General features: G+C 55.2%; 17 protein-coding genes, 2 tRNA genes and 1 pseudogene. 15 read left to right on the forward strand and 5 right to left on the reverse strand.

Going from position 1 to position 18,457, the window contains the following annotated elements:
* Nucleotides 1-65 precede the first annotated feature (65 nt).
* The 6 genes from ACK4HN_RS03010 to ACK4HN_RS03035 are packed head-to-tail and all read left to right on the forward strand — an operon-like array spanning nucleotide 66 to nucleotide 5,856.
* Entirely contained in the window at nucleotides 66-515 is a 450-nt protein-coding gene (locus ACK4HN_RS03010; protein WP_409850237.1) for a hypothetical protein, read from the forward strand.
* A 12-nt stretch (nucleotides 516-527) separates the two neighbouring features.
* Nucleotides 528-1,517, forward strand: a complete 990-nt coding sequence (locus ACK4HN_RS03015) for an o-succinylbenzoate synthase (RefSeq protein WP_409869875.1) — start codon at nucleotides 528-530, stop codon at nucleotides 1,515-1,517.
* 23 nt (nucleotides 1,518-1,540) lie between these two features.
* On the forward strand, nucleotides 1,541-2,854 hold the full coding sequence (locus tag ACK4HN_RS03020; protein ID WP_409869876.1) for a nicotinate phosphoribosyltransferase: 1,314 nt from the start codon (nucleotides 1,541-1,543) through the stop codon (nucleotides 2,852-2,854).
* Nucleotides 2,851-3,411 carry a nicotinate-nucleotide adenylyltransferase gene (locus ACK4HN_RS03025; protein WP_409869878.1) on the forward strand — a complete coding sequence of 187 codons (561 nt, stop codon included), beginning with the start codon at nucleotides 2,851-2,853 and terminating at the stop codon, nucleotides 3,409-3,411. Before ACK4HN_RS03020 ends, ACK4HN_RS03025 begins: the two co-directional genes overlap by 4 nt.
* The gene (locus ACK4HN_RS03030; protein WP_409850230.1) at nucleotides 3,408-4,118 is read left to right on the forward strand and encodes an NUDIX hydrolase; all 711 of its coding nucleotides are present in this window, start codon (nucleotides 3,408-3,410) and stop codon (nucleotides 4,116-4,118) included. Before ACK4HN_RS03025 ends, ACK4HN_RS03030 begins: the two co-directional genes overlap by 4 nt.
* Before the next feature lie 19 nt (nucleotides 4,119-4,137).
* Nucleotides 4,138-5,856 (forward strand): NAD+ synthase, encoded by a 1,719-nt coding sequence (locus ACK4HN_RS03035; RefSeq protein ID WP_409869879.1) that lies wholly within the window; start codon nucleotides 4,138-4,140, stop codon nucleotides 5,854-5,856.
* On the opposite strand, the gene ACK4HN_RS03040 is transcribed toward ACK4HN_RS03035, so the two are convergent.
* The 3 genes from ACK4HN_RS03040 to murC are packed head-to-tail and all read right to left on the reverse strand — an operon-like array spanning nucleotide 5,853 to nucleotide 9,267.
* Nucleotides 5,853-6,935, reverse strand: coding sequence for a glycosyltransferase (locus tag ACK4HN_RS03040; RefSeq protein ID WP_409869881.1), 1,083 nt, complete (start codon nucleotides 6,933-6,935; stop codon nucleotides 5,853-5,855). The genes ACK4HN_RS03035 and ACK4HN_RS03040 overlap by 4 nt on opposite strands.
* Nucleotides 6,936-6,940: 5 nt before the next feature.
* A complete protein-coding gene (murB, locus tag ACK4HN_RS03045) occupies nucleotides 6,941-7,846 on the reverse strand; it encodes a UDP-N-acetylmuramate dehydrogenase (protein ID WP_409869883.1) in 906 nt (301 codons plus the stop codon).
* On the reverse strand, nucleotides 7,843-9,267 hold the full coding sequence (gene murC, locus ACK4HN_RS03050) for a UDP-N-acetylmuramate--L-alanine ligase (RefSeq protein ID WP_409869895.1): 1,425 nt from the start codon (nucleotides 9,265-9,267) through the stop codon (nucleotides 7,843-7,845). The genes murB and murC overlap by 4 nt, the downstream gene beginning before the upstream one ends.
* Before the next feature lie 356 nt (nucleotides 9,268-9,623).
* On the opposite strand from murC, the gene ACK4HN_RS03055 reads away from it, so the two are divergent.
* The 6 genes from ACK4HN_RS03055 (at nucleotide 9,624) to fba (ending at nucleotide 14,250) form a co-directional block, all read left to right on the forward strand.
* Nucleotides 9,624-10,652 carry a Ycf66 family protein gene (locus ACK4HN_RS03055; RefSeq protein ID WP_409869885.1) on the forward strand — a complete coding sequence of 343 codons (1,029 nt, stop codon included), beginning with the start codon at nucleotides 9,624-9,626 and terminating at the stop codon, nucleotides 10,650-10,652.
* Nucleotides 10,653-10,808: 156 nt separating this feature from the next.
* The gene (locus ACK4HN_RS03060; RefSeq protein WP_409869887.1) at nucleotides 10,809-10,940 is read left to right on the forward strand and encodes a hypothetical protein; all 132 of its coding nucleotides are present in this window, start codon (nucleotides 10,809-10,811) and stop codon (nucleotides 10,938-10,940) included.
* A 205-nt stretch (nucleotides 10,941-11,145) separates the two neighbouring features.
* Nucleotides 11,146-11,349 (forward strand): DUF2811 domain-containing protein, encoded by a 204-nt coding sequence (locus tag ACK4HN_RS03065; RefSeq protein ID WP_011056228.1) that lies wholly within the window; start codon nucleotides 11,146-11,148, stop codon nucleotides 11,347-11,349.
* Between the two features lie 24 nt (nucleotides 11,350-11,373).
* Nucleotides 11,374-12,777, forward strand: coding sequence for a protoporphyrinogen oxidase (hemG, locus tag ACK4HN_RS03070; RefSeq protein ID WP_409869889.1), 1,404 nt, complete (start codon nucleotides 11,374-11,376; stop codon nucleotides 12,775-12,777).
* A 2-nt stretch (nucleotides 12,778-12,779) separates the two neighbouring features.
* The gene (locus ACK4HN_RS03075; RefSeq protein WP_409869891.1) at nucleotides 12,780-13,025 is read left to right on the forward strand and encodes a type II toxin-antitoxin system HicB family antitoxin; all 246 of its coding nucleotides are present in this window, start codon (nucleotides 12,780-12,782) and stop codon (nucleotides 13,023-13,025) included.
* A gap of 145 nt (nucleotides 13,026-13,170) precedes the next feature.
* Nucleotides 13,171-14,250, forward strand: a complete 1,080-nt coding sequence (fba, locus tag ACK4HN_RS03080) for a class II fructose-bisphosphate aldolase (protein ID WP_409850214.1) — start codon at nucleotides 13,171-13,173, stop codon at nucleotides 14,248-14,250.
* A gap of 106 nt (nucleotides 14,251-14,356) precedes the next feature.
* Here the strand turns inward: fba and ACK4HN_RS03085 are convergent.
* A tRNA-Arg gene (locus ACK4HN_RS03085) sits at nucleotides 14,357-14,430 on the reverse strand.
* Between the two features lie 113 nt (nucleotides 14,431-14,543).
* On the opposite strand from ACK4HN_RS03085, the gene ACK4HN_RS03090 reads away from it, so the two are divergent.
* Complete coding sequence (locus ACK4HN_RS03090; protein ID WP_409877218.1) at nucleotides 14,544-16,211, forward strand: hypothetical protein; 1,668 nt, start codon at nucleotides 14,544-14,546, stop codon at nucleotides 16,209-16,211.
* Nucleotides 16,212-16,235: 24 nt separating this feature from the next.
* Nucleotides 16,236-16,317, forward strand: a tRNA-Leu gene (locus tag ACK4HN_RS03095).
* Between the two features lie 4 nt (nucleotides 16,318-16,321).
* Here ACK4HN_RS03095 and ACK4HN_RS03100 read toward each other — a convergent pair.
* Nucleotides 16,322-17,761: a TldD/PmbA family protein gene (locus ACK4HN_RS03100; protein WP_409877219.1), complete on the reverse strand. Its 1,440-nt coding sequence runs from the start codon at nucleotides 17,759-17,761 to the stop codon at nucleotides 16,322-16,324.
* 45 nt (nucleotides 17,762-17,806) lie between these two features.
* Here ACK4HN_RS03100 and ACK4HN_RS03105 point away from each other — a divergent pair.
* Nucleotides 17,807-18,450 (forward strand): annotated as a pseudogene (locus ACK4HN_RS03105) (TMEM165/GDT1 family protein).
* Nucleotides 18,451-18,457: the final 7 nt, after the last annotated feature.

An 18,457-nucleotide genomic window follows, 5' to 3' on the forward strand; every position in this document is an offset into this window, starting at 1 on the left:
AAATTCCTGCTGATCTCTACCCCTACAAATTAGGGAAAGATACAATCAGGACAGCCATTGGGGATATGAGAAACGTGAATCATACATTTTTAGTTGATGGGGGACGGTGGCTGCTGAAGGGTACGTGGCGAGAGGTCAATCAAGAACCCATGCCAGTGACAGGGAGGATTCTTGTCTCTTGCGGTCAAGATGACTGGTTTTCCATGGCTGCCAAGATCACATTTCCCGACCAAGAGAAGCCAGAATTAGTGTTGCAGTCGCGGGGGAAGTTGGAACTGGATGAGCAGGTGTTTACCTATGTGCTCCAACACAGCCTCTTTGGTCGGCTAGAAGGGGAGGGTTGGATTACCCCCCATGCGATCGTGCAGCACTTTATTTTGCTGGGGGATGCCAACCGCTGTGCGGGCTTTGAGCACTACTGGCAACTGGACGCCAATCACTACACCCTCCTCAGCGGTATTCACAACAGCCATAGGCTCAAACATTTACTAGAGGCAACCCTCGAACGGGTTTAGTGGGGGCCAGGGGTGCACTGGCAGTGGCGTATCTATGAGGAACCCCTTCGGGAACCCTTGGCAACAGCACAGGGGATTTGGCGATCGCGCCAAGGCATTCTCCTGCGTTTAGAAACTGACGACGGCCAAGTGGGCTACGGTGAAATTGCCCCCCTACCTGGCTGGGGCAGCGAAACCCTCAGTGTTGATATTGCCCTGTGTCAGCAACTGCCGCCTCACCTTACCCCAGAGATCATTGCCACCATTCCCGAGGCGTTACCCGCTGCCCAGTTTGGGTTTGTCACAGCATGGCAGAGTGTCGGGCAACTTCCCTATCGGCTACGCCCTTGGCCAATCTGCGCCCTTTTAGGCAGTGGTCGGGTCGCCCTTGAGCAGTGGCAGCAGTCTTGGCAGCAGGGATATACCACCTTCAAGTGGAAAGTGGCTGTCCTGTCCCCAGAGGAGGAACAAGGCATCCTGACGACGTTACTGGCAGCACTGCCCCAAGTCGCGAAATTACGCCTTGATGCCAACGGCGGCTGGGATTTAGCCACCGCAGAACGCTGGTTTGCTTGGCTCGATCGCCATGGGAACGGCAAAATTGAGTATGTGGAGCAACCGCTACCCCCTGACCAGTGGCAAGCTCTACTGACCCTTGCCCAGACGGTGACAACGGCGATCGCCCTCGATGAGAGTGTCGTGAGTGCAACTGAAGTGCAACATTGGTTAGAGCGGGGCTGGCCGGGACTCTTTGTGATTAAGCCAGCGCTGTTTGGCTCTCCAGAACGCTTGAATGTCCTGTTGCGTGAAGGTTTAGAACCGCAGCGGCTGGTCTTTTCCTCTGCGCTTGAAGGGGCGATCGCCCGCACGGCAATTTTTCAGTGCTTGGAAACATGGCAGCCCTGTCGTGCCCTTGGCTTTGGCATCGAACGCTGGCGATCGGCACCCCTGCTCACCTCCTTGGCCGACTATGACGCAGAATGGCATCGCCTTGACAATTATGGTAAGAATTACTATAAGTAAAACATCCTTTACATCCCAGCGCCATGACGGGTTTCACCTTGGCCGCCAGTGACTACAGTTTGCTGACGGATCTCTACCAATTGACGATGGTGGCCACCTACGCAGGTGAGGATTTGGCTTGGACACCCGCTAGCTTTGAACTCAGCGTGCGGCGACTGCCCCGTGGCTGTACCTATTTAGTGGCGATGGGGTTGGCTCAGGTACTGGAATACCTACAACAGGTGCAATTCACCCCCCAGCAAATTGACTACTTGAAAAGTCTAGCGGTCTTTGAGCACTCACCCGCGCCATTCTGGGATTTATTGCGCCACAGTGAGTTTCGGGGGGATGTTTGGGCAGTGCCGGAGGGGACGGTTGTCTTTGCCCAAGAGCCGCTACTGCGGATTGAGGCGCCCCTGTGGCAAGCGCAGTGGCTAGAGACTTGTCTGCTCAATATCGTTAACTACCAAATCCTTGTGGCCACCCGCGCTTCTCGGCTGCGCCAGTTGGTGGGGGAAGAAATTGATCTGCTGGAATTTGGCACGCGACGCGCCTTTAGTCCCCAAGCGTCCCTGTGGGCGGCACGCTCAGCCCTCGCCGCCGGATTTACGGCCACTTCGAATGTCTTAGCAGCACAGCAGTTGGGGGTTGTCCCCACAGGCACGATGGCCCATTCCCTTGTGATGGCGATCGCCACCCTAAGGGGCAGCGAACAGGACGCTTTTACAGTGTTCTTGCACTACTATCCAGAGGGGGCACTGCTAGTAGATACCTATGACACCTTAGCTGCCGTTGCCACCCTTGCCGCGCGCCAAGCGGCCGGCGAAATTGTCGTCAAAGCCGTGCGCATTGATTCCGGGGATCTGCTCACCCTCTCCCAGAAAATTCGCCAACTTCTGCCTCAAGCCAAAATCATTGCCAGTGGTGATCTCGATGAAGGGGAAATTCGCCGTTTAATGGCAGGTGGTGCCTGTATTGATGCCTATGGCATTGGCACGAAGCTGGTAACGGGAGAACCAGTCAACGGCGTCTATAAACTAGTGGAGATCAATGGTCAGGGGGTGATGAAGGTCTCCAGTGGCAAAATGACCCTACCCGGACGCAAGCAAATTTATCGCCGCCCCAGTGGCGATTGCCTTGCCCTTGCCAGTGAGGAAAATGTTTGGGGTAAACCGCTCCTGCAGCTGGTCATGAAGGAAGGGCGCCCCCTCTACGCCCCAGAGTCCTTGGAGACCATTCGCGATCGCCACCGTGCCAGCCTAGCGGAATTGCCCGCAACCCTCTTGGAGGTGACCCAGCCGGTGGTCTATTCCCCTGCCCTAGAAACCCTGATTCAACAGTTACGACAGCGGCCATGACCATTGCTCTTTTTGGAACCAGTGCTGATCCGCCCACCGCCGCCCATGGGGATATTTTGTGCTGGTTGAGCGATCGCTATGACCGCGTGTTGGTGTGGGCAGCCGATAACCCCTTCAAAGGGCAGCAAACCCCCTTGCTCTATCGCCAAACCATGCTCAATCTCTTGGTGCGCAGCCTCAACCGCCCCAATGTCGAGCATCACCCCGAACTCAGCCACCCCTACACCATCCATTCCGTTGAGCAGGTGAAGCAGCAGTGGCCCTGTGAACCCCTTACCCTTGTGGTTGGCAGTGATGTTCTGGCTAAGCTGCCCCAGTGGTATCAGGCGGCGCAGCTCCTTAAACAGGTGAAGCTCTTGGTCTTGCAGCGTCCCGGCGTGGTCATTGATCCCAAGGACTGGCAAGCTGTGCAGCAATTGTGTCCCGAGATGGAACTGGCAAACTATCGTGGGCCAGCGGTCTCCTCGACAACCTATCGGCAACAGCGGGATGAACAACAACTCCTGCCGGCGATCGCCCAGTATATTCAGCAGCAAGGACTCTACGCGCAGCCATGACCGCCTCCTCTTTGCCCCTTGCGGAATTTGTTGTCGGCGTGGACAACGTCATTTTCTCCGTAGATACAGATCAAAATCGCCTCCTCGTGCTCTTGGTGCAGCGACAACAGGGTCCCTTTGCGGGGTATTGGAGTCTCCCCGGTACCCTCGTGCGCCAAGGGGAATCCCTGGAAGCAGCTGCCTATCGCACCCTTGCCGAAAAAATTCGCGTCAATAATCTCTATCTGGAGCAACTGTACACCTTTGGTGAACCGGCGCGGGATCCCCGCGAGACCACCTATGGCAAGCGCTATCTCTCGGTGAGTTACTTTGCCTTAGTGCGCTTTGCTGATGCTGAACTGATTGCGGCGGGAGGCTCTCCAGTGCAGTGGTTTGCCCTGAGTGCCTGTCCAGAACTGGCCTTTGACCACAACAAAATCTTGGCCTATGGTCACCGCCGCCTCTGCAATAAGCTGGAGTATAGCCCCGTGGCCTTTGATGTGTTGCCGGAGTATTTCACCCTCCATGATCTTTACCAATTTTACAGCACAGTCTTGGGGGCAAACTTTTCTGATTACTCCAACTTCCGCTCACGGCTTCTGAAACTGGGCATTTTGCAGGATACGCACCAAAAAGTGATCCGAGGAGCAGGGCGACCGGCAACTCTCTACCGCTTCGATCGCGAGGCCTTTGCGCCCCTCAAGGATAAACCCCTAGTTTTTGTCTAACTCTCCTGAGGAATCTTCTATGGCTGTGCATCTGTGGATTGCGCAACTTAACCCCACCGTCGGCAGTCTCAAAGCCAATGCCCAAGCGATCCTCACTGCCGTCCAAGAGATCCGCAGGCAGCATTCTCTGGATCTGCTGATTACCTCTGAACTTGCCCTGTGTGGCTACCCCCCCAAGGATTTGCTCCTCAACCGCTACTTCGTTGAAGCAATTCAAGCGGAACTGCACCACCTTGCCGCTGCCTTGCCCCCTGATGTGGCCGTTTTAGTGGGTACAGTCTTACCGAATCCTGCTGCTGGCGTCAAGGGAGAAAAGCCCCTCTACAATGGTGCCGCCCTCCTGAGGGAGGGACAGGTGCAACAGGTCTTTGCCAAGCAGTTATTGCCCACCTACGATGTCTTTGACGAATGCCGCTATTTTGCCCCCGGCAGTACCGAGAATCTCTTTACATTAACAACGGCCACGGAGCAAGTGAAAATTGGCGTCACCATCTGTGAAGACCTCTGGAATAATGAGCAGTTTTGGGGAGAGCGGTACTACCCGCGCAATCCCGTAGCGGAATTGGTGGCGCAAGGCGCAGAACTAATTGTCAATCTTTCGGCATCGCCCTACTGTGTCGGCAAACCGCAGTTGCGGCGGGCGTTGATTGAACATACGGCTCGGCAGTATGGCTGCCCCTTGATCTATGCCAATCAGGTGGGGGGCAACGATGATTTGATTTTTGATGGCAGCGGTTTAGCCGTCAATCGTCAGGGGCAAATTGTTAGTCAAGCCAGGGCCTTTCGTGAAGATTTCCTCCCCCTGCGCTGGGAAGGAGGAGATTTACAACCGACAGCGATCGCCCCCGCCGCCAGCAGTGAACCCGAGGAAATTTGGCAAGCTCTCGTCTTGGGGGTGCGCGACTATGCCCGTAAGTGCGGCTTTCACCAAGTGGTGATTGGCCTCAGTGGGGGGATTGATTCCGCCTTAGTAGCGGCCATTGCTACAGCGGCCTTAGGTAAAGAACAGGTGTTGGGGGTGTTGATGCCCTCTCCCTACAGTTCGGATCACTCTATTACCGATGCCAAGGACTTAGCAGCAAATCTGGGCATTGCCACGCAGGTCTTACCGATTGCCCCCCTGATGCAAACCTACAGTGAAGTCCTAGCGCCGCTGTTTGCCGGCACCCCCAGTGGTGTGGCGGAGGAAAATATCCAAGCCCGCATTCGCGGCACGCTCCTGATGGCGATCGCCAACAAGTTTGGCCACTTGCTCATTTCCACCGGCAATAAATCCGAACTGGCGGTAGGCTACTGCACCCTCTACGGTGATATGAGTGGTGGTCTAGCCGCTATTGCCGATGTTCCCAAAACCCGTGTCTATGAACTCTGCCATTGGCTAAATCAGCAGGCCGCTCAGGGGCAGCCGATTCCCGATCTGGCGATCGCAGGCTCCGGGGTGATCCCCCCCCACATTCTCACCAAAGCCCCCAGTGCGGAACTCAAACCCGGCCAAACCGATCAGGATAGCCTACCGCCCTACGAGATTCTGGATGGCATTTTAGCCCGCATGATTGATCGCCACCAGTCGGATCAGGAGATTGCTGTGGCAGGCTACGATCTAACCCTTGTTCAGCAGGTGCGCCGCATGGTTCAACGCGCCGAATTCAAGCGCCAGCAGGCGGCACCGGGCTTAAAGATTACCGATCGCGCCTTTGGTTCCGGTTGGCGAATGCCGATCGCCGCCCAGTGGTCCTAAGGGGAAAGCAAGCCCATGGCTTGGAGTTCTTGGCTGAGGCGCTGCGCCTCTGCAGGATTTTGATCGCGCCACAGGCTAATGGCTTGACGCAGTTTGTCTAAAGCAGCACTCACCTGTCCTAAGCGCAGCAGCAGTGCCCCCTGATTTTGGTAGGCCAAGGCACAGGTGGGATCGATTTGTTGTACCCGCTCATAGGTAGCAAGGGCGTCTCCCCAGCGTTTTAGTTGCTTTTGGGCCTCCGCTAGCCGCAGATAGGTGGCAAGATGCATCACCGCAGGGGTGGGCGTTCCTAGAGCCATTTCATAGGCGGCAATTGCTGCTGGCCACTCACCGCGTTCGGCGTACAGATTCCCCTGCTGATAGTAAAGTTCATGGGCGATCGCTGGCGGGAGTGTCTTAGTCTTTAAGCCCTGTTCTAAACACTGCTGAGCCTGCCCCAAGTCGCCTCTGGCCAAATAGACACCGGCGAGTTTACTCCACAGATAGGCATCCTCAGGGTGCTGCTCAAGGTAACGGCGCATAATTCGTTCAGCGCGCTCCAGTTTTTGTTGTCGCTGGACGCCCAGATAGCCACCGTGGACAATGGCGACACCGTTCACTTGCGCAATTTGCCAGTGGGGTTCCCGTTGTTGTAGGGCAAGAACGCTGTCATCAATGGTTTCGTGGTAGGGACGTTCAAAGCGCAGGTCGGGATGACGGCGGAAGAGGCGGGATACATAAGTATAGGGGGGTACCACCCCCAATTCCTGTCGCAGCAGGGTGACCACAAGCCAATTCCGCTGTTGGCAAATCTCAGGCAGTAGGGCAGCAACGGCGGGAGTGAGGGTTTCATCGGCATCCAGAACCAGCACCCACTCCGTGGTTACATAACTTAGGGCAAGATTGCGCGCGGCAGCAAAATCCTCTTCCCAAGGGACTTCATAGACCCGTGCCCCCCAATCGCGGGCGATCGCCACCGTTGCATCCTGTGACCCTGTATCCACAATCACCGCCTCATCCACCACCCCCGCCACACTGGCGAGACACTGGGGCAAGCGTGCCGCCTCATTGCGCACAATCATGCAGAGGGTAATGGCCATAGCAGCTAGGCAAAGTCACCAATCAGCTTCACTTCCGGGTGCAGCCACACCGACCAGCGATCGGCCACCGCCCTTTGCACATGGCGGATCAGATGATAGACATCCATGGCCGTTGCGCCGCCACAGTTGAGGATAAAGTTGGCGTGTTTTTCAGACACTTGAGCTTGGCCAATGCGGTAGCCCTTCAAACCCGTTTGCTCAATCAACCAACCCGCTGTTCGCTCTTGGGGATTGCGAAAGACACTGCCACAGTTGGGGAAATCGTAGGGTTGGCTGCGCAGGCGATCGCTCAGGTGTTTTTGTGTTGCTGCTTTTACTTGGGCAGGATCATAACCGGGTTCCAACTGCCATGTGGCCTGCAGAACCAAGCGCTGCGTATCCTGAAGATTCGATGTGCGGTAGGCATAACCCAGCTCCCGTGCCGCCACCACTGCCAACGTGCCATCGGGTTCCAAGATCACGGCTGACACCAATCGCTCCGCGGTACAACCGCCGTGGGCCCCCGCATTCATCACCACTGCCCCGCCTACGCTGCCGGGGATGCCAACCATCCACTCCAAACCGCGCCAGCCCAGTTTTGCGGCATAGTGCGCCAACTTGGGCAAGGGATAGCCTGCACCCACCGTCAGTTGTCCAGTCTCTAGATCGCTTTTGAGATAGCGCAGATGCTTAGTGGAGATCACAAGACCGGCCACACCGCGATCGCTGACCAACAGATTAGAGCCTGCCCCCAAAATAGTAATGGGCAAGTGCTGCGCCTGTGCCCAAGTGTAGGCCGCTTGCAATTCAGCCACGCTGCGCGGTTCCACAAACCATTCAGCCGCTCCCCCCACATTGAGGGTGGTCAACGCCGCAAGGGAAACTTGCCGTTGGAGGGGGCACTGGGTGTGGGGCACGCAGCGTAAGGTCATAGGGCGATCGCCTCAGGCAGGGAAGAGACACTCATCTGTGCTTGATCCGCCATCACCGATGGAATGAGTTGACTCAGGTTGCCAGCCCCCAGGAAGATAACCAAATCTCCCGGTTGCAGCAGCTGTGCCAGGTGCTTCTGTACCGCCTCAAGGGTAGGACAGTAATCCACTGAAGCATGATACTGACGGGTACAGGTGGCAACATCGGCACCACTAATTGTGCCAGGATTGGGTTCGCCGGCACCATAGATATCCGTCAAGATCACGTGATCTGCGGCAGTGAAGGATTGGCCAAAGGCCTCTAAAAAGGTTTGGGTGCGGCTATAGCGATGGGGTTGAAACACGGCCACAATCCGCTGCCAAGGGGATTGCTTGCCCACTTGAAGGCGAGCGGCCTCCAGAGTCGCTGTAATTTCGCTGGGGTGGTGGGCATAGTCATCAATGAAGCGAATGCCATTCACCTGTCCGCGTTCTTCAAAGCGGCGGCGGGCACCGCGAAACTCCAATAGGGCAGCAGCAATCGTGGCAAAATCAATCCCCAGCGATCGCCCCACAGCAATCACCGCTAGGGCATTTTGCAGGTTGTGGGCGCCCAAGATATTTAAGTGGAGAATCCCCAAGGAGGTGCCCCGCTCCCAAACCCGTGCCGTTGTGCCCTTGGCGGTGTATTGAATGTGATCGACACAGTAGTCCACATTGGCTTGGCGCTGAAGGCTGTAGGTCACTAGGCGCGGATGGTGCAGGCGATCGCGAATCGTCGGGCAATCGGCACAGGCAATGACTCGATGAGCTTGATTGGCAAACCGCTGAAACGTGTCCACCACCTCCTCTAAGGAACGGTAGTGGTCGGGATGGTCAAGTTCAATGTTAGTGATTACGCCAATGTGGGGATGGAATTTACAAAGAGAGCCATCGGACTCATCGGCTTCAGCAACCAAGTAGGGACTTTGACCCACACGGGCATTGCCCTGCCAAGCCGCCACTTCACCCCCGACAATAATTGTCGGATCCAGCCCAGCCTGCAACAGCAGATAGGCAATCATACTGCTGGTGGTGGTCTTGCCGTGGGTACCGGCAACGGCAATACTTTGACGGCGGTGCATCAGGGCAGCCAGCACATCGGCGCGGTGAAAAATGGGACAGCCTAAACGCTGGGCTGCTTCATATTCAGGGTTATCGTGGCGAATGGCGCTAGAGCAGATGACTTGGGGCAGGGAAACAAAGGGATACTGCTCAAGGTTTGTGGCACTCTGGCCAATAAAAATGCGCACTCCCAACTCAGCCAGCTGCTCGGTCAACCGGTTGGGACGCAAATCCGATCCAGACACCTTAAAGCCCTGCTTGGCGAGAATGTAGGCGAGGGCTGACATCCCGATACCACCAACGCCAATAAAGTGGAAGGGACGCTCGCTAAACTCCATCACTGGCCAATTTGCCACAAACAACTCCTTCGCTCCACCAAAAAGAAATACTTGGGATCAATAACTATAATTAGCGCCAATAGATTAATAGATTTGCGTCAATAGGCATAAATCTCTAGGCTCATCATAACAGGTCATCCTTCATCCCCATGGGCTAATACTGGCAGATCCAAGGCGAATATGTCACCCTGAGCTAAATTTTTTTTGCAAACGGTTATTTGATTAAAGTGGCAGTCCACGGGGATCATCGCAAGTTCGACAAAGAATAAACTCTGGCAGAGGCAAATTCAGTGAGGTGTAAGGTAGAAGGTTAATACCGCCGTAGCGGCGCATTGTTGTCTTGCTGAGGATTGGGAATGCTGACGAACTTACTGGCTTGGGGCATGGCGATCGCCAGTTTGGGCTTGTATCTGCTGGGCTTCTTCCTGCCGGAGCTGTACCGTCGGTTTGATCTTGTCGCCAGTGGTGCTGGGCTCTTCTTTGCTTTGACCCTGTGGATCTATGGCGATCGCCTTGGCGGCGGCTTGCTCCTCGGAACGGCAGCGGCAGTGGTTTTGATTCTCTGGTTTGGCGGGCAGAGCCTCAGCTATCGCTGGCAACTCACCTACCCCGGCGATCGCACCAATCCCCAAAAAGTCCAAGCCCTCTGGCAAAACATCCAGTCTCTGCTGCCTGCGGGCTTTTTTGCCAAAATCGGTGAGCTGATCTCTCGCCTGCGCAATCGCCCCCCGAAACAGCCGGAACGCCCACAGCCTCCTGTAGAGACGCCACCCCCGCCGATGGAGACTGGGGACATCAAAGCAGATTTGTGGACTGGGGAAACAAGTACGCCGAGCAGCGTTACCCCCCAACCTACTTCAGCGACGGAAGAAGTGCCCGCAGTATCAGAAGCCGCTGGGGAACCTGCACCAACGCTAGGTTTGCCTTCCGAAGGGAGCGCTGAAATGCTGGCGTCGCCAACAGTTCCTAGGCCAGAGGAACCCCAGGTGGAAACCGCCGCGCCCTCCACTGTCCCCACCTCAGAGGAGCCAGAACCAGCTTCAATTCCTACTTCCGAAGAACCTGTGGCCAGCTTGGCAGAACAAGCCCCTCCTGAAACGGCAGAAGAGACACCAGAACCTGCGGTGACCCCTGAAGCAGTGGCAGAACCGCCTCTTGTCTCCGAAGTTACTCCCAATGCTGAACCAATTGCTGAACACCCAGAAGCAATGCCTGCTGCCGCAGCAGCCCCCGAATCACCCACTTCTGCTGCCGATCTCCTAGAGAAGGTTCCCGAAAGCAGGGATGTTGAGGCCGAGGCAACGCCAGAGGGGACAACCATCGAAAACCCAGAACGTACTCCTCCTGAGGAGGAGGATTGGCCGCCCCCTGAAGCCCGTCTTTAACAAAGTCATGGATTCATGACTTTTGTCGCTTTTATTTTCTCTGAAGCAAATCTTAATAGAACCTTAATTTTCCCCTAACTTTCCCCAGAAGTTCCCCAGTTTTCCCAAGGTTTTCCACAGATTAAGGGGGAGTTTTCCACAGGTCTTCACGGTGGGATGGCATTTCAAGCCATTTCTGGGGATAACCGCCTGTGGCGGGTTGGGGAAAACGCGAGGCGCGCTAAACGTCTGGAAACCCTGATTCTGCCGTGGATTGCGATCGCCAAGATAGGTGAAAACAAGGATTGACAGACCCTAGGACAACCCAGACAATGGAGTTCCACGCATAGAGATTGGCTTGCTCTGAAACCCTGTGAAAGAGGCCTTAATCCCGCTTCCAGGCTGAAGCTTGGGGATGGGGTCACGGCTTTTGTCGGCGTTTTCCACAGGTTCACTGGGAGCGAGTAGATTGCGCCTGCGATTTTATCTTGGTTTTATTGAGGTAACTCACGGTATGAACGCTCAAGCCACCATCAGTATTCTGGCCGAGATTCCAGAGGAGCTCCATGAAACCCTGAAATACTATCTCGAGCGGCATCCCGATTGGGATCAGGATCGCGTTTTTGTGGCTGCACTGTCGCTCTTTTTGCTGCAAAATGGAGAATGCGATCGCCGCACGGCACGGGTCTATCTCGACTCGTTGTTTAAGCGATCCTAAACCCTTTGGAGGGCAATAAAACGGGTGAGTGAAGTAGATGTCGCAATTGTCGGGGGTGGCCTCAGTGGCTTAACCACTGCTTGGCGATTGCAGCAAAGTGCCCCGCAGTACCGTGTAGTTATCCTAGAGGCCGGCGATCGCCTTGGCGGCAATATCACAACGCAAGCAGCAGAGGGCTTTATCTGGGAATTAGGCCCCAATAGCTTTGCACCCACACCCGCTCTACTGCAGCTAATTGCTGAGCTGGGTTTACAGTCCGAGCTCATCCGGGGCGATCGCCACCTACCGCGCTACATCTACTGGCGGGGACAACTGTACCCCCTACAACCCACCCGTCCCCTTGCCTTGGCCACCTCCAATCTCCTCAGCCCTTGGGGAAAAGTGCGAGCCGCCCTTGGTGTCCTTGGGTTCGTGCCCCCCTATTTAGGCAGCGGCGACGAATCGGTGAGTTCCTTTTTCCGCCGCCATTTGGGGCAGGAGGTGGTTGAACGGCTGGTGGCGCCCTTTGTCTCTGGGGTTTATGCGGGAGATCCACAACAGTTGAGTGTCGCTGCTGCGTTTCGCCGTATTGCTCAATTGGAGAAATTGGGGGGGAGCCTCATTGCCGGTGCCCTGCGCCTGCGGCGTCAACAGCCCCCTCAACCAAAGCCCCTTGCGGATGTGCAGATGCGCGCCGGGGAACTTGGGTCTTTTAAGGAAGGATTAGCTGCTCTGCCGCGGGCGATCGCCCGCCAACTGAAGGCACCGATTCACGTAGAGACCCCCGTTCAAGAACTCACCCCCCAACCCCAGGGGGGCTACCTGCTGCGCAGTGGTGAGCAAACGTGGCGCGCCCGCAGTGTGGTTTTGGCAACGCCTGCCTATCAAACTGCAGAATTGGTAGCGCCTTTTCAGCCAGCGATCGCCCGTGTTTTGGCCACCATTCCCTATCCCACCGTGGCCTGTGTGGTCTTGGCCTATCCTGCTGGACTTGGGCGCAGTGTCCGCCCCGGCTTTGGCGTACTAATTCCTCGCGGTCAGGGCATCCGCACCCTTGGCACCATTTGGTCGTCCTGTCTCTTTCCCCAACGCACCCCCGCCGGTTGGCAAGTCTTTACGAGTTTTATTGGCGGTGCTACGGATCCTGATTTGGCAAGCCTGAGCGAAGAAGCCATTGTGCAGCAGGTGCAGCAGGATTTGAACCGACTCCTTGATTTACCCGCAGCCAAGGCACACTTACTCGGTATGAAGGTTTGGCGACGGGCGATTCCCCAATACATGGTGGGCTACCCTGAGCAGTGGCAGCAGGTGACCCATGCCCTCCGTCAAACCCCCGGCCTTTTCCTGTGTAGTAATTATGCTGAGGGGGTCGCCTTGGGCGATCGCGTTGACCATGGCAATCGAACCGCTGCCGCTGTTGCCGCTTTCCTTGCAGGAGGCCAGCCCTAGGGATGTCGCTGTCGGACTATATGCATGCGGCGCTTGAGCGGGCTATCTATCAGTTCAATGCAGAGGATGGCCTCATCTACGGTGAAATCCCTGGCCTAGAGGGTGTGCGTGGCCAAGGCAAAACAGTCCTTGAGTGCCGTGAGCACCTCTGCGAACTCTTGGAGGATTGGATTTACTTCCATGTTTCACGGGGAATTCCTGTCCCTGTGATCAACGGCATTGAAGTTCCGGTGCGCGAGATTTTCTAAGATTTTCTAATTTTTAGGGAAAGCCTTGGCATTCTCAATGAGGGGGCGATCGCTCCCCTGTAACATAAACGAGCAAACATAGCCTAAGATTATCGGTAAGGTTAACGAAGCGATACATCCGCTCTACTAAGGAGGACATCACCCTATGGCACTCGTACCCATGCGCTTGCTGCTGGATCACGCAGCCGAAAATGGTTACGGCATTCCCGCCTTCAACGTCAATAACATGGAGCAAATCCAAGCCATCATGCAGGCGGCCCATGAAACCGACAGTCCCGTGATTTTGCAAGCATCGCGGGGTGCCCGTAAGTATGCTGGGGAAAACTTCCTGCGTCACCTGATTTTGGCTGCGGTGGAAACCTACCCCCACATCCCCATTGTCATGCACCAAGACCATGGTAACGAGCCTGCCACCTGCTACTCCGCCATTCGCAATGGCTTTACCAGTGTGATGATGGATGGCTCCCTCCTCGCCGACGCCAAAACCCCCGCCAGCTATGAGTACAACGTCGCCGTCACCAGTGAAGTGGTGAAAGTAGCCCACTCCATTGGGGTTTCTGTGGAAGGCGAACTGGGCTGCCTTGGCTCCTTGGAAACTGGTAAAGGGGAAGCGGAAGATGGCCACGGCTTTGAAGGTGCCCTCGATCACTCGATGCTGCTCACCGACCCCGATCAAGCCGTGGATTTTGTGGAGCGCACCCAAGTGGATGCCCTTGCGGTGGCCATTGGCACCAGCCACGGTGCCTACAAATTTAGCCGCAAACCCACCGGTGAAATTCTCGCCATCAGCCGTGTGGAAGAAATCCACCGCCGTCTGCCCAACACCCACTTGGTGATGCACGGTTCTAGCTCCGTGCCTCAAGAATTGATTGACATCATTAACCAGTACGGTGGCACCATTCCTGAAACCTACGGTGTGCCTGTGGAAGAAATCCAAAAAGGCATCAAGAGCGGCGTCCGCAAAGTCAACATTGACACCGACAACCGCCTAGCCATTACTGCCGCGGTGCGCGAAGCCCTCGCCTTGGCACCCAAGGAATTTGACCCCCGTCACTTCCTGAAGCCGTCCATTAAATACATGCAAAAAGTCTGTGCCGAGCGCTATCAGCAATTTGGCACCGCCGGCAACGCCAGCAAAATCAAGCAACTCAGCCTTGATGACTATGCCGCCAAATACGCCAAAGGTGAACTGAAGCAAGTCACTCAGAAAACCGTGGTGGTCTAGTTGAGCAACGATAAGTAATGTGATGGAGGGTGGCTACGGTCACCCTCTTTTGATTTGAATAAAAGTAAAAAACAATAGCTCTGTAGTTTTACTGAGCTTTATTGAACGGGCTTGGAGGGACTCGAACCCCCGACCTGCTGATCCGTAGTCAGCCGCTCTAATCCACTAAGCTACAAGCCCAAGTTAGGAACACTATCTTAGCATGAATTCCCAGAGATCTCAAAGGGGGAACAGAAAATTTGGGCGCGGGTGTGCCATAGTCAGGAGCGGAGACCCTTGACCCAAACGCATAGATGCTGAAGAAATTCCACCGCTGGTTCCTGACCACTCCCCATCTGCCGCGATCGCTGGTGGCTTTTGGTCTGAGTCTCGCTGCCCTTGCCCTCTTGGATAGCAGTGCTAACCTTGTCCTCGCTCACCTGAAAGCAACTGCCCCAAGACTCTTTGCTACGCTGGTTGCCGGCACCTTTGACACTGGCTTTGCCCCAGAGGTGTGGCTCTCGGTGATTGGCCTCACCCTCGGCACGTTAATCATTGTGATTTCCATTGCGGCGCAGAATATCCCCAAGATTACTGAACTGTACATGCAGGACTGGACGAGCCTGATCTATGTCTGGTGTCTGGTTTTAGGTGGTGCCCATATCTTCTACATCAAGAGTTTGCAAGACTTGGGAACACCTCCCGTTGGCAGCATCCTCTTGAATTTATACGCTTTGTTGCCCTTGGCAATTTTGACGGCGCTGCCCTACATCTTCTACATCCTCAAATCCATCCAGCCAGAAAGTGTGGCTCAGCAAATTTACCGTTGCCAGTATCACTACATGACTCAACTTGGGGTTGTTCTCAAGGAGAGAGTGTTCTATCAACCGCAGTTCCTGCGCCGTAGTCAGGCTTACCTGATTGCCGGACTGAACCAACTGGAGGATTTGCTAACCTATGTGACGTTTCGGGGAGCGCAGGCGGAGATTATTGGCGTAGTCAGTGAACTGCTTCAGCACTACATCAGTTGCAAGCCGAACTATCCAGCCTATTTCTTTCGCCTCAGTAGTGCGGTGAGGGGGGATATTGCCTTTAAGACGATGTTTGATCAATTTAGCCAGATTGAGGAGAACCGAACCTTCTACGAGCAGAAGGGTTTTCGGCTCTTGGGGAATGCCTATGTACGCTTTTTAGAGGAGGAGCAGTTTCCTCTCGCATCGCTGTGTGGCGCTGAGATGTGCGCGATCGCCCACCGCATTCTCAGTATGGGAGATGACACGTTACTGGAGTTAATCATCATTCGCTTCAATACGATGATGCGCTTTGCCATTAAGCACGGCAGTCGCCACAATGAAGCCCGCAATCTCTATAACTTGGCTTTCCACTATCGGCGGTTTATCGAGAGTCTAGTGCATCACCAGCGCCCCCACCTCACCCAAAAATGTGTGAACTATTTGCGTGCCTATGGCAATGAGGTCTATGAATTAGCGCAGAATAGTCCTGCCCTGTACTTTATTGTGGATGTTCTTGCAGCGGAGCTAAAGAAGATCTTAATCCTAGTGAACGAGCAGCAATGGGAGGCGCAACTGCAACTGGAATTGTTAGAGGAAATGCTTCGCCTAGATAATCCCCCAGAACTGCGCCAACCCCAAAATGGCGATCGCCCCTATGGCAAAAGCACAGGCGTGCGCCTACTGCAAATGGGACTGGCGCTCTTTTACTTGGCACGGCAACAACCCCAGTTTGCCCAGCGGATTGTTGAGGATATGGTGGAGGATGTCGCGGTTCTTGGATTGTCAGAATTCAAGCGTCTCTTTCAGCAAAATTGCGATCGCCTGCGCTATGCTCAGCCGAAGTTTTGGGAAGACACCGATCGCGGCAATGCCAATTTGTACTACTCAGAACACACCGAGCAACTGCCCGCCCTCGAGAGCCTTGTGGATCGCGTCTGTCACACTCTGGAGATAACCCAGTCATCCTAAAGCATGGTATAGTAAAAAATCTGAGGGCGAGTGGCGAAATGGTAGACGCACTACACTCAAAATGTAGCGGGGTTTCCCCATGTCAGTTCGAGTCTGACCTCGCCCATGGACTAACCGCCACCAAAGACTTGAATATTGGCAAAGGCGCACACCGGTGAAGCATGACCCACACGAATGGCCTGGTTGGGTTCTCCTTTACCACAAAAGGGTGTACCAAAAATGCCAAAAGTGGAGGCATCTCCCACGGCAATCAAATTCTGCCAGAATTCCGGCGTCGTGCCGCGATAGTTCGGATTGCGGAGGGTACGGGTTAGGCGGCCATTTTCAATGAGCTTGGCATATTCACAGCCAAACTGAAACTTGAGGCGATAGTCGTCAATAGACCACGAGCGATTGGATTCCATGTACACCCCTGCTTCGATGTTGCCGATAATCTCGGCAAAGGACTGCGTTCCCGGCTCAATATTCAGATTCGCCATGCGATCAATGGGAGGGCGATTCCACGAACAGGCACGGGCACTGGCCACGCCGGGCACCCCCGCTCGCTGCTGACTTTCAAGGCTACCTAGCCCCCGCAGGAGGCGTCCTTCCTTGATGAGATAGATGCGTTCAGCCGGCAGCCCCAAGTCATCAAAGGCGTAGCTCGCCAGTTCCCCCCGAACCGTCGGGTCAAAGGTGACATTCAAAAGGGGGGAGCCGTACTGCCGCTGCCCAAAGTCCTCAAGGCGAATAAAACTGCTGCCGGCGTAGTTGCGCTCATCCCCCAAAATGCGGTCTAGCTCTAGGGGATGGCCAATACTCTCGTGGATTTGCAGCATCATTTGATCCGGCGCAAGCACCAATGTGGTTGTTGTGTCTGGGCATTCTGCTGCACTGAGGAGTTCGACCGCCTGCTCGCCAATGTGGCGGGCGCGATCGCTCAACTGATCCGCCCTCAGCCACTCCAGCCCCCCTTGATAACAGCGGGCAAGCCAACCGTGATCAGTGCGTTGCTGAACCACCCCAGCTCCCTGGGCAGTGGCACTCATATCGGTAAGGACTTGATAAAACTGCTGTTCTATGTAACTGCCATCGCTGCTAAGCCAGTGGCTAGTCGTCGCTACAGTTTGCACAAAGGCACGCGTTTGCACAATCTTGTCACTCACCTTGAGGCTATGGCAAATATCTTTGAGAATATGATTTACCTCGGCTGCTGAAAGTTGCTCAAAAGGCTGCTGCTGGGGCGATCGATAGTCTCCCTTGCCCTTGCCCCGTGCTGCTGGCGTAAAGTTAAAAATTCGCCAAGGGGCCGCCCTTTTCGCCTGTTGATAGGCCTGCTGAATCGCCCGATGGATAGCAGGGGGGCGCAAATCTGGGGTGGCGGTATAGGCAAATTGACCATTGACAAGCACCTCGACCATGACGCCGCGCTGGCGCGATCGCTGGTTTGTTTCGGGCTGCCCATCGCGGGCACTGCGCGTGGTCACAATCTCTTCCACGTAACGCAGCCCTAGCCAATCGAGGGACAAATCAACCTGATTCAAAATGGCAGCCAAGTTCGGGACAGTCATGGCAAGGTGCTACCTTAAGGGATAGTCAAGTTGGAATCCTTTCCTATGCTAACGGCTTTTACTGCGGCGCTGACCCTCATTACCCTTGGCGAACTGGGAGACAAAACTTTCTTTATTTCCATGATTCTGGCAACCCGGCATTCAAAACGATGGGTTTTCTTGGGGGGATGGGGCGCGCTCACGCTAATGACCCTGTTGTCGGTGGCCCTAGGCAAGGTTTTTCAGCTTTTACCGCGAGAATTTACCTTTTATACAGCAATTGTGCTCTTCACCGTTTTCGGCCTAAAGATGCTGATTCAGGGTCTGCGGATGGGAGACGCCCCCTGTGAGGACGAGTGCGAAGCGGCAGTGGAAACGGTGGAGAAAGCGGAAGCCAGGAAGCCAATCTCAGCCGTTGGGGGAGTAATCCTGCTTGGGCAACGATTGCGGAGGCCTTTAGTCTCACGTTCATTGCGGAATGGGGCGATCGCGCCCAAATTGCTACGATTACCCTTGCTGCCACTAGCCATGCTTTGGGCGTTGCCCTCGCTGCCATTGTTGGCCATGGCATTTGTGTGGCGATCGCTGCCCTAGGTGGTGGGTTCGCAGCCGGCCGTTTCTCTTAGCGAACCTTGACCCTCAGTGGCGGAGCTTTGTTTCTCATCTTTGCGGTTGTCACAGCAGTGCAAGGGCTACCTGAACTCTCCTAAACGTTCA

Source organism: Thermosynechococcus sp. (genome assembly GCF_046299655.1).
In the GTDB taxonomy this organism is placed as follows: domain Bacteria; phylum Cyanobacteriota; class Cyanobacteriia; order Thermosynechococcales; family Thermosynechococcaceae; genus Thermosynechococcus.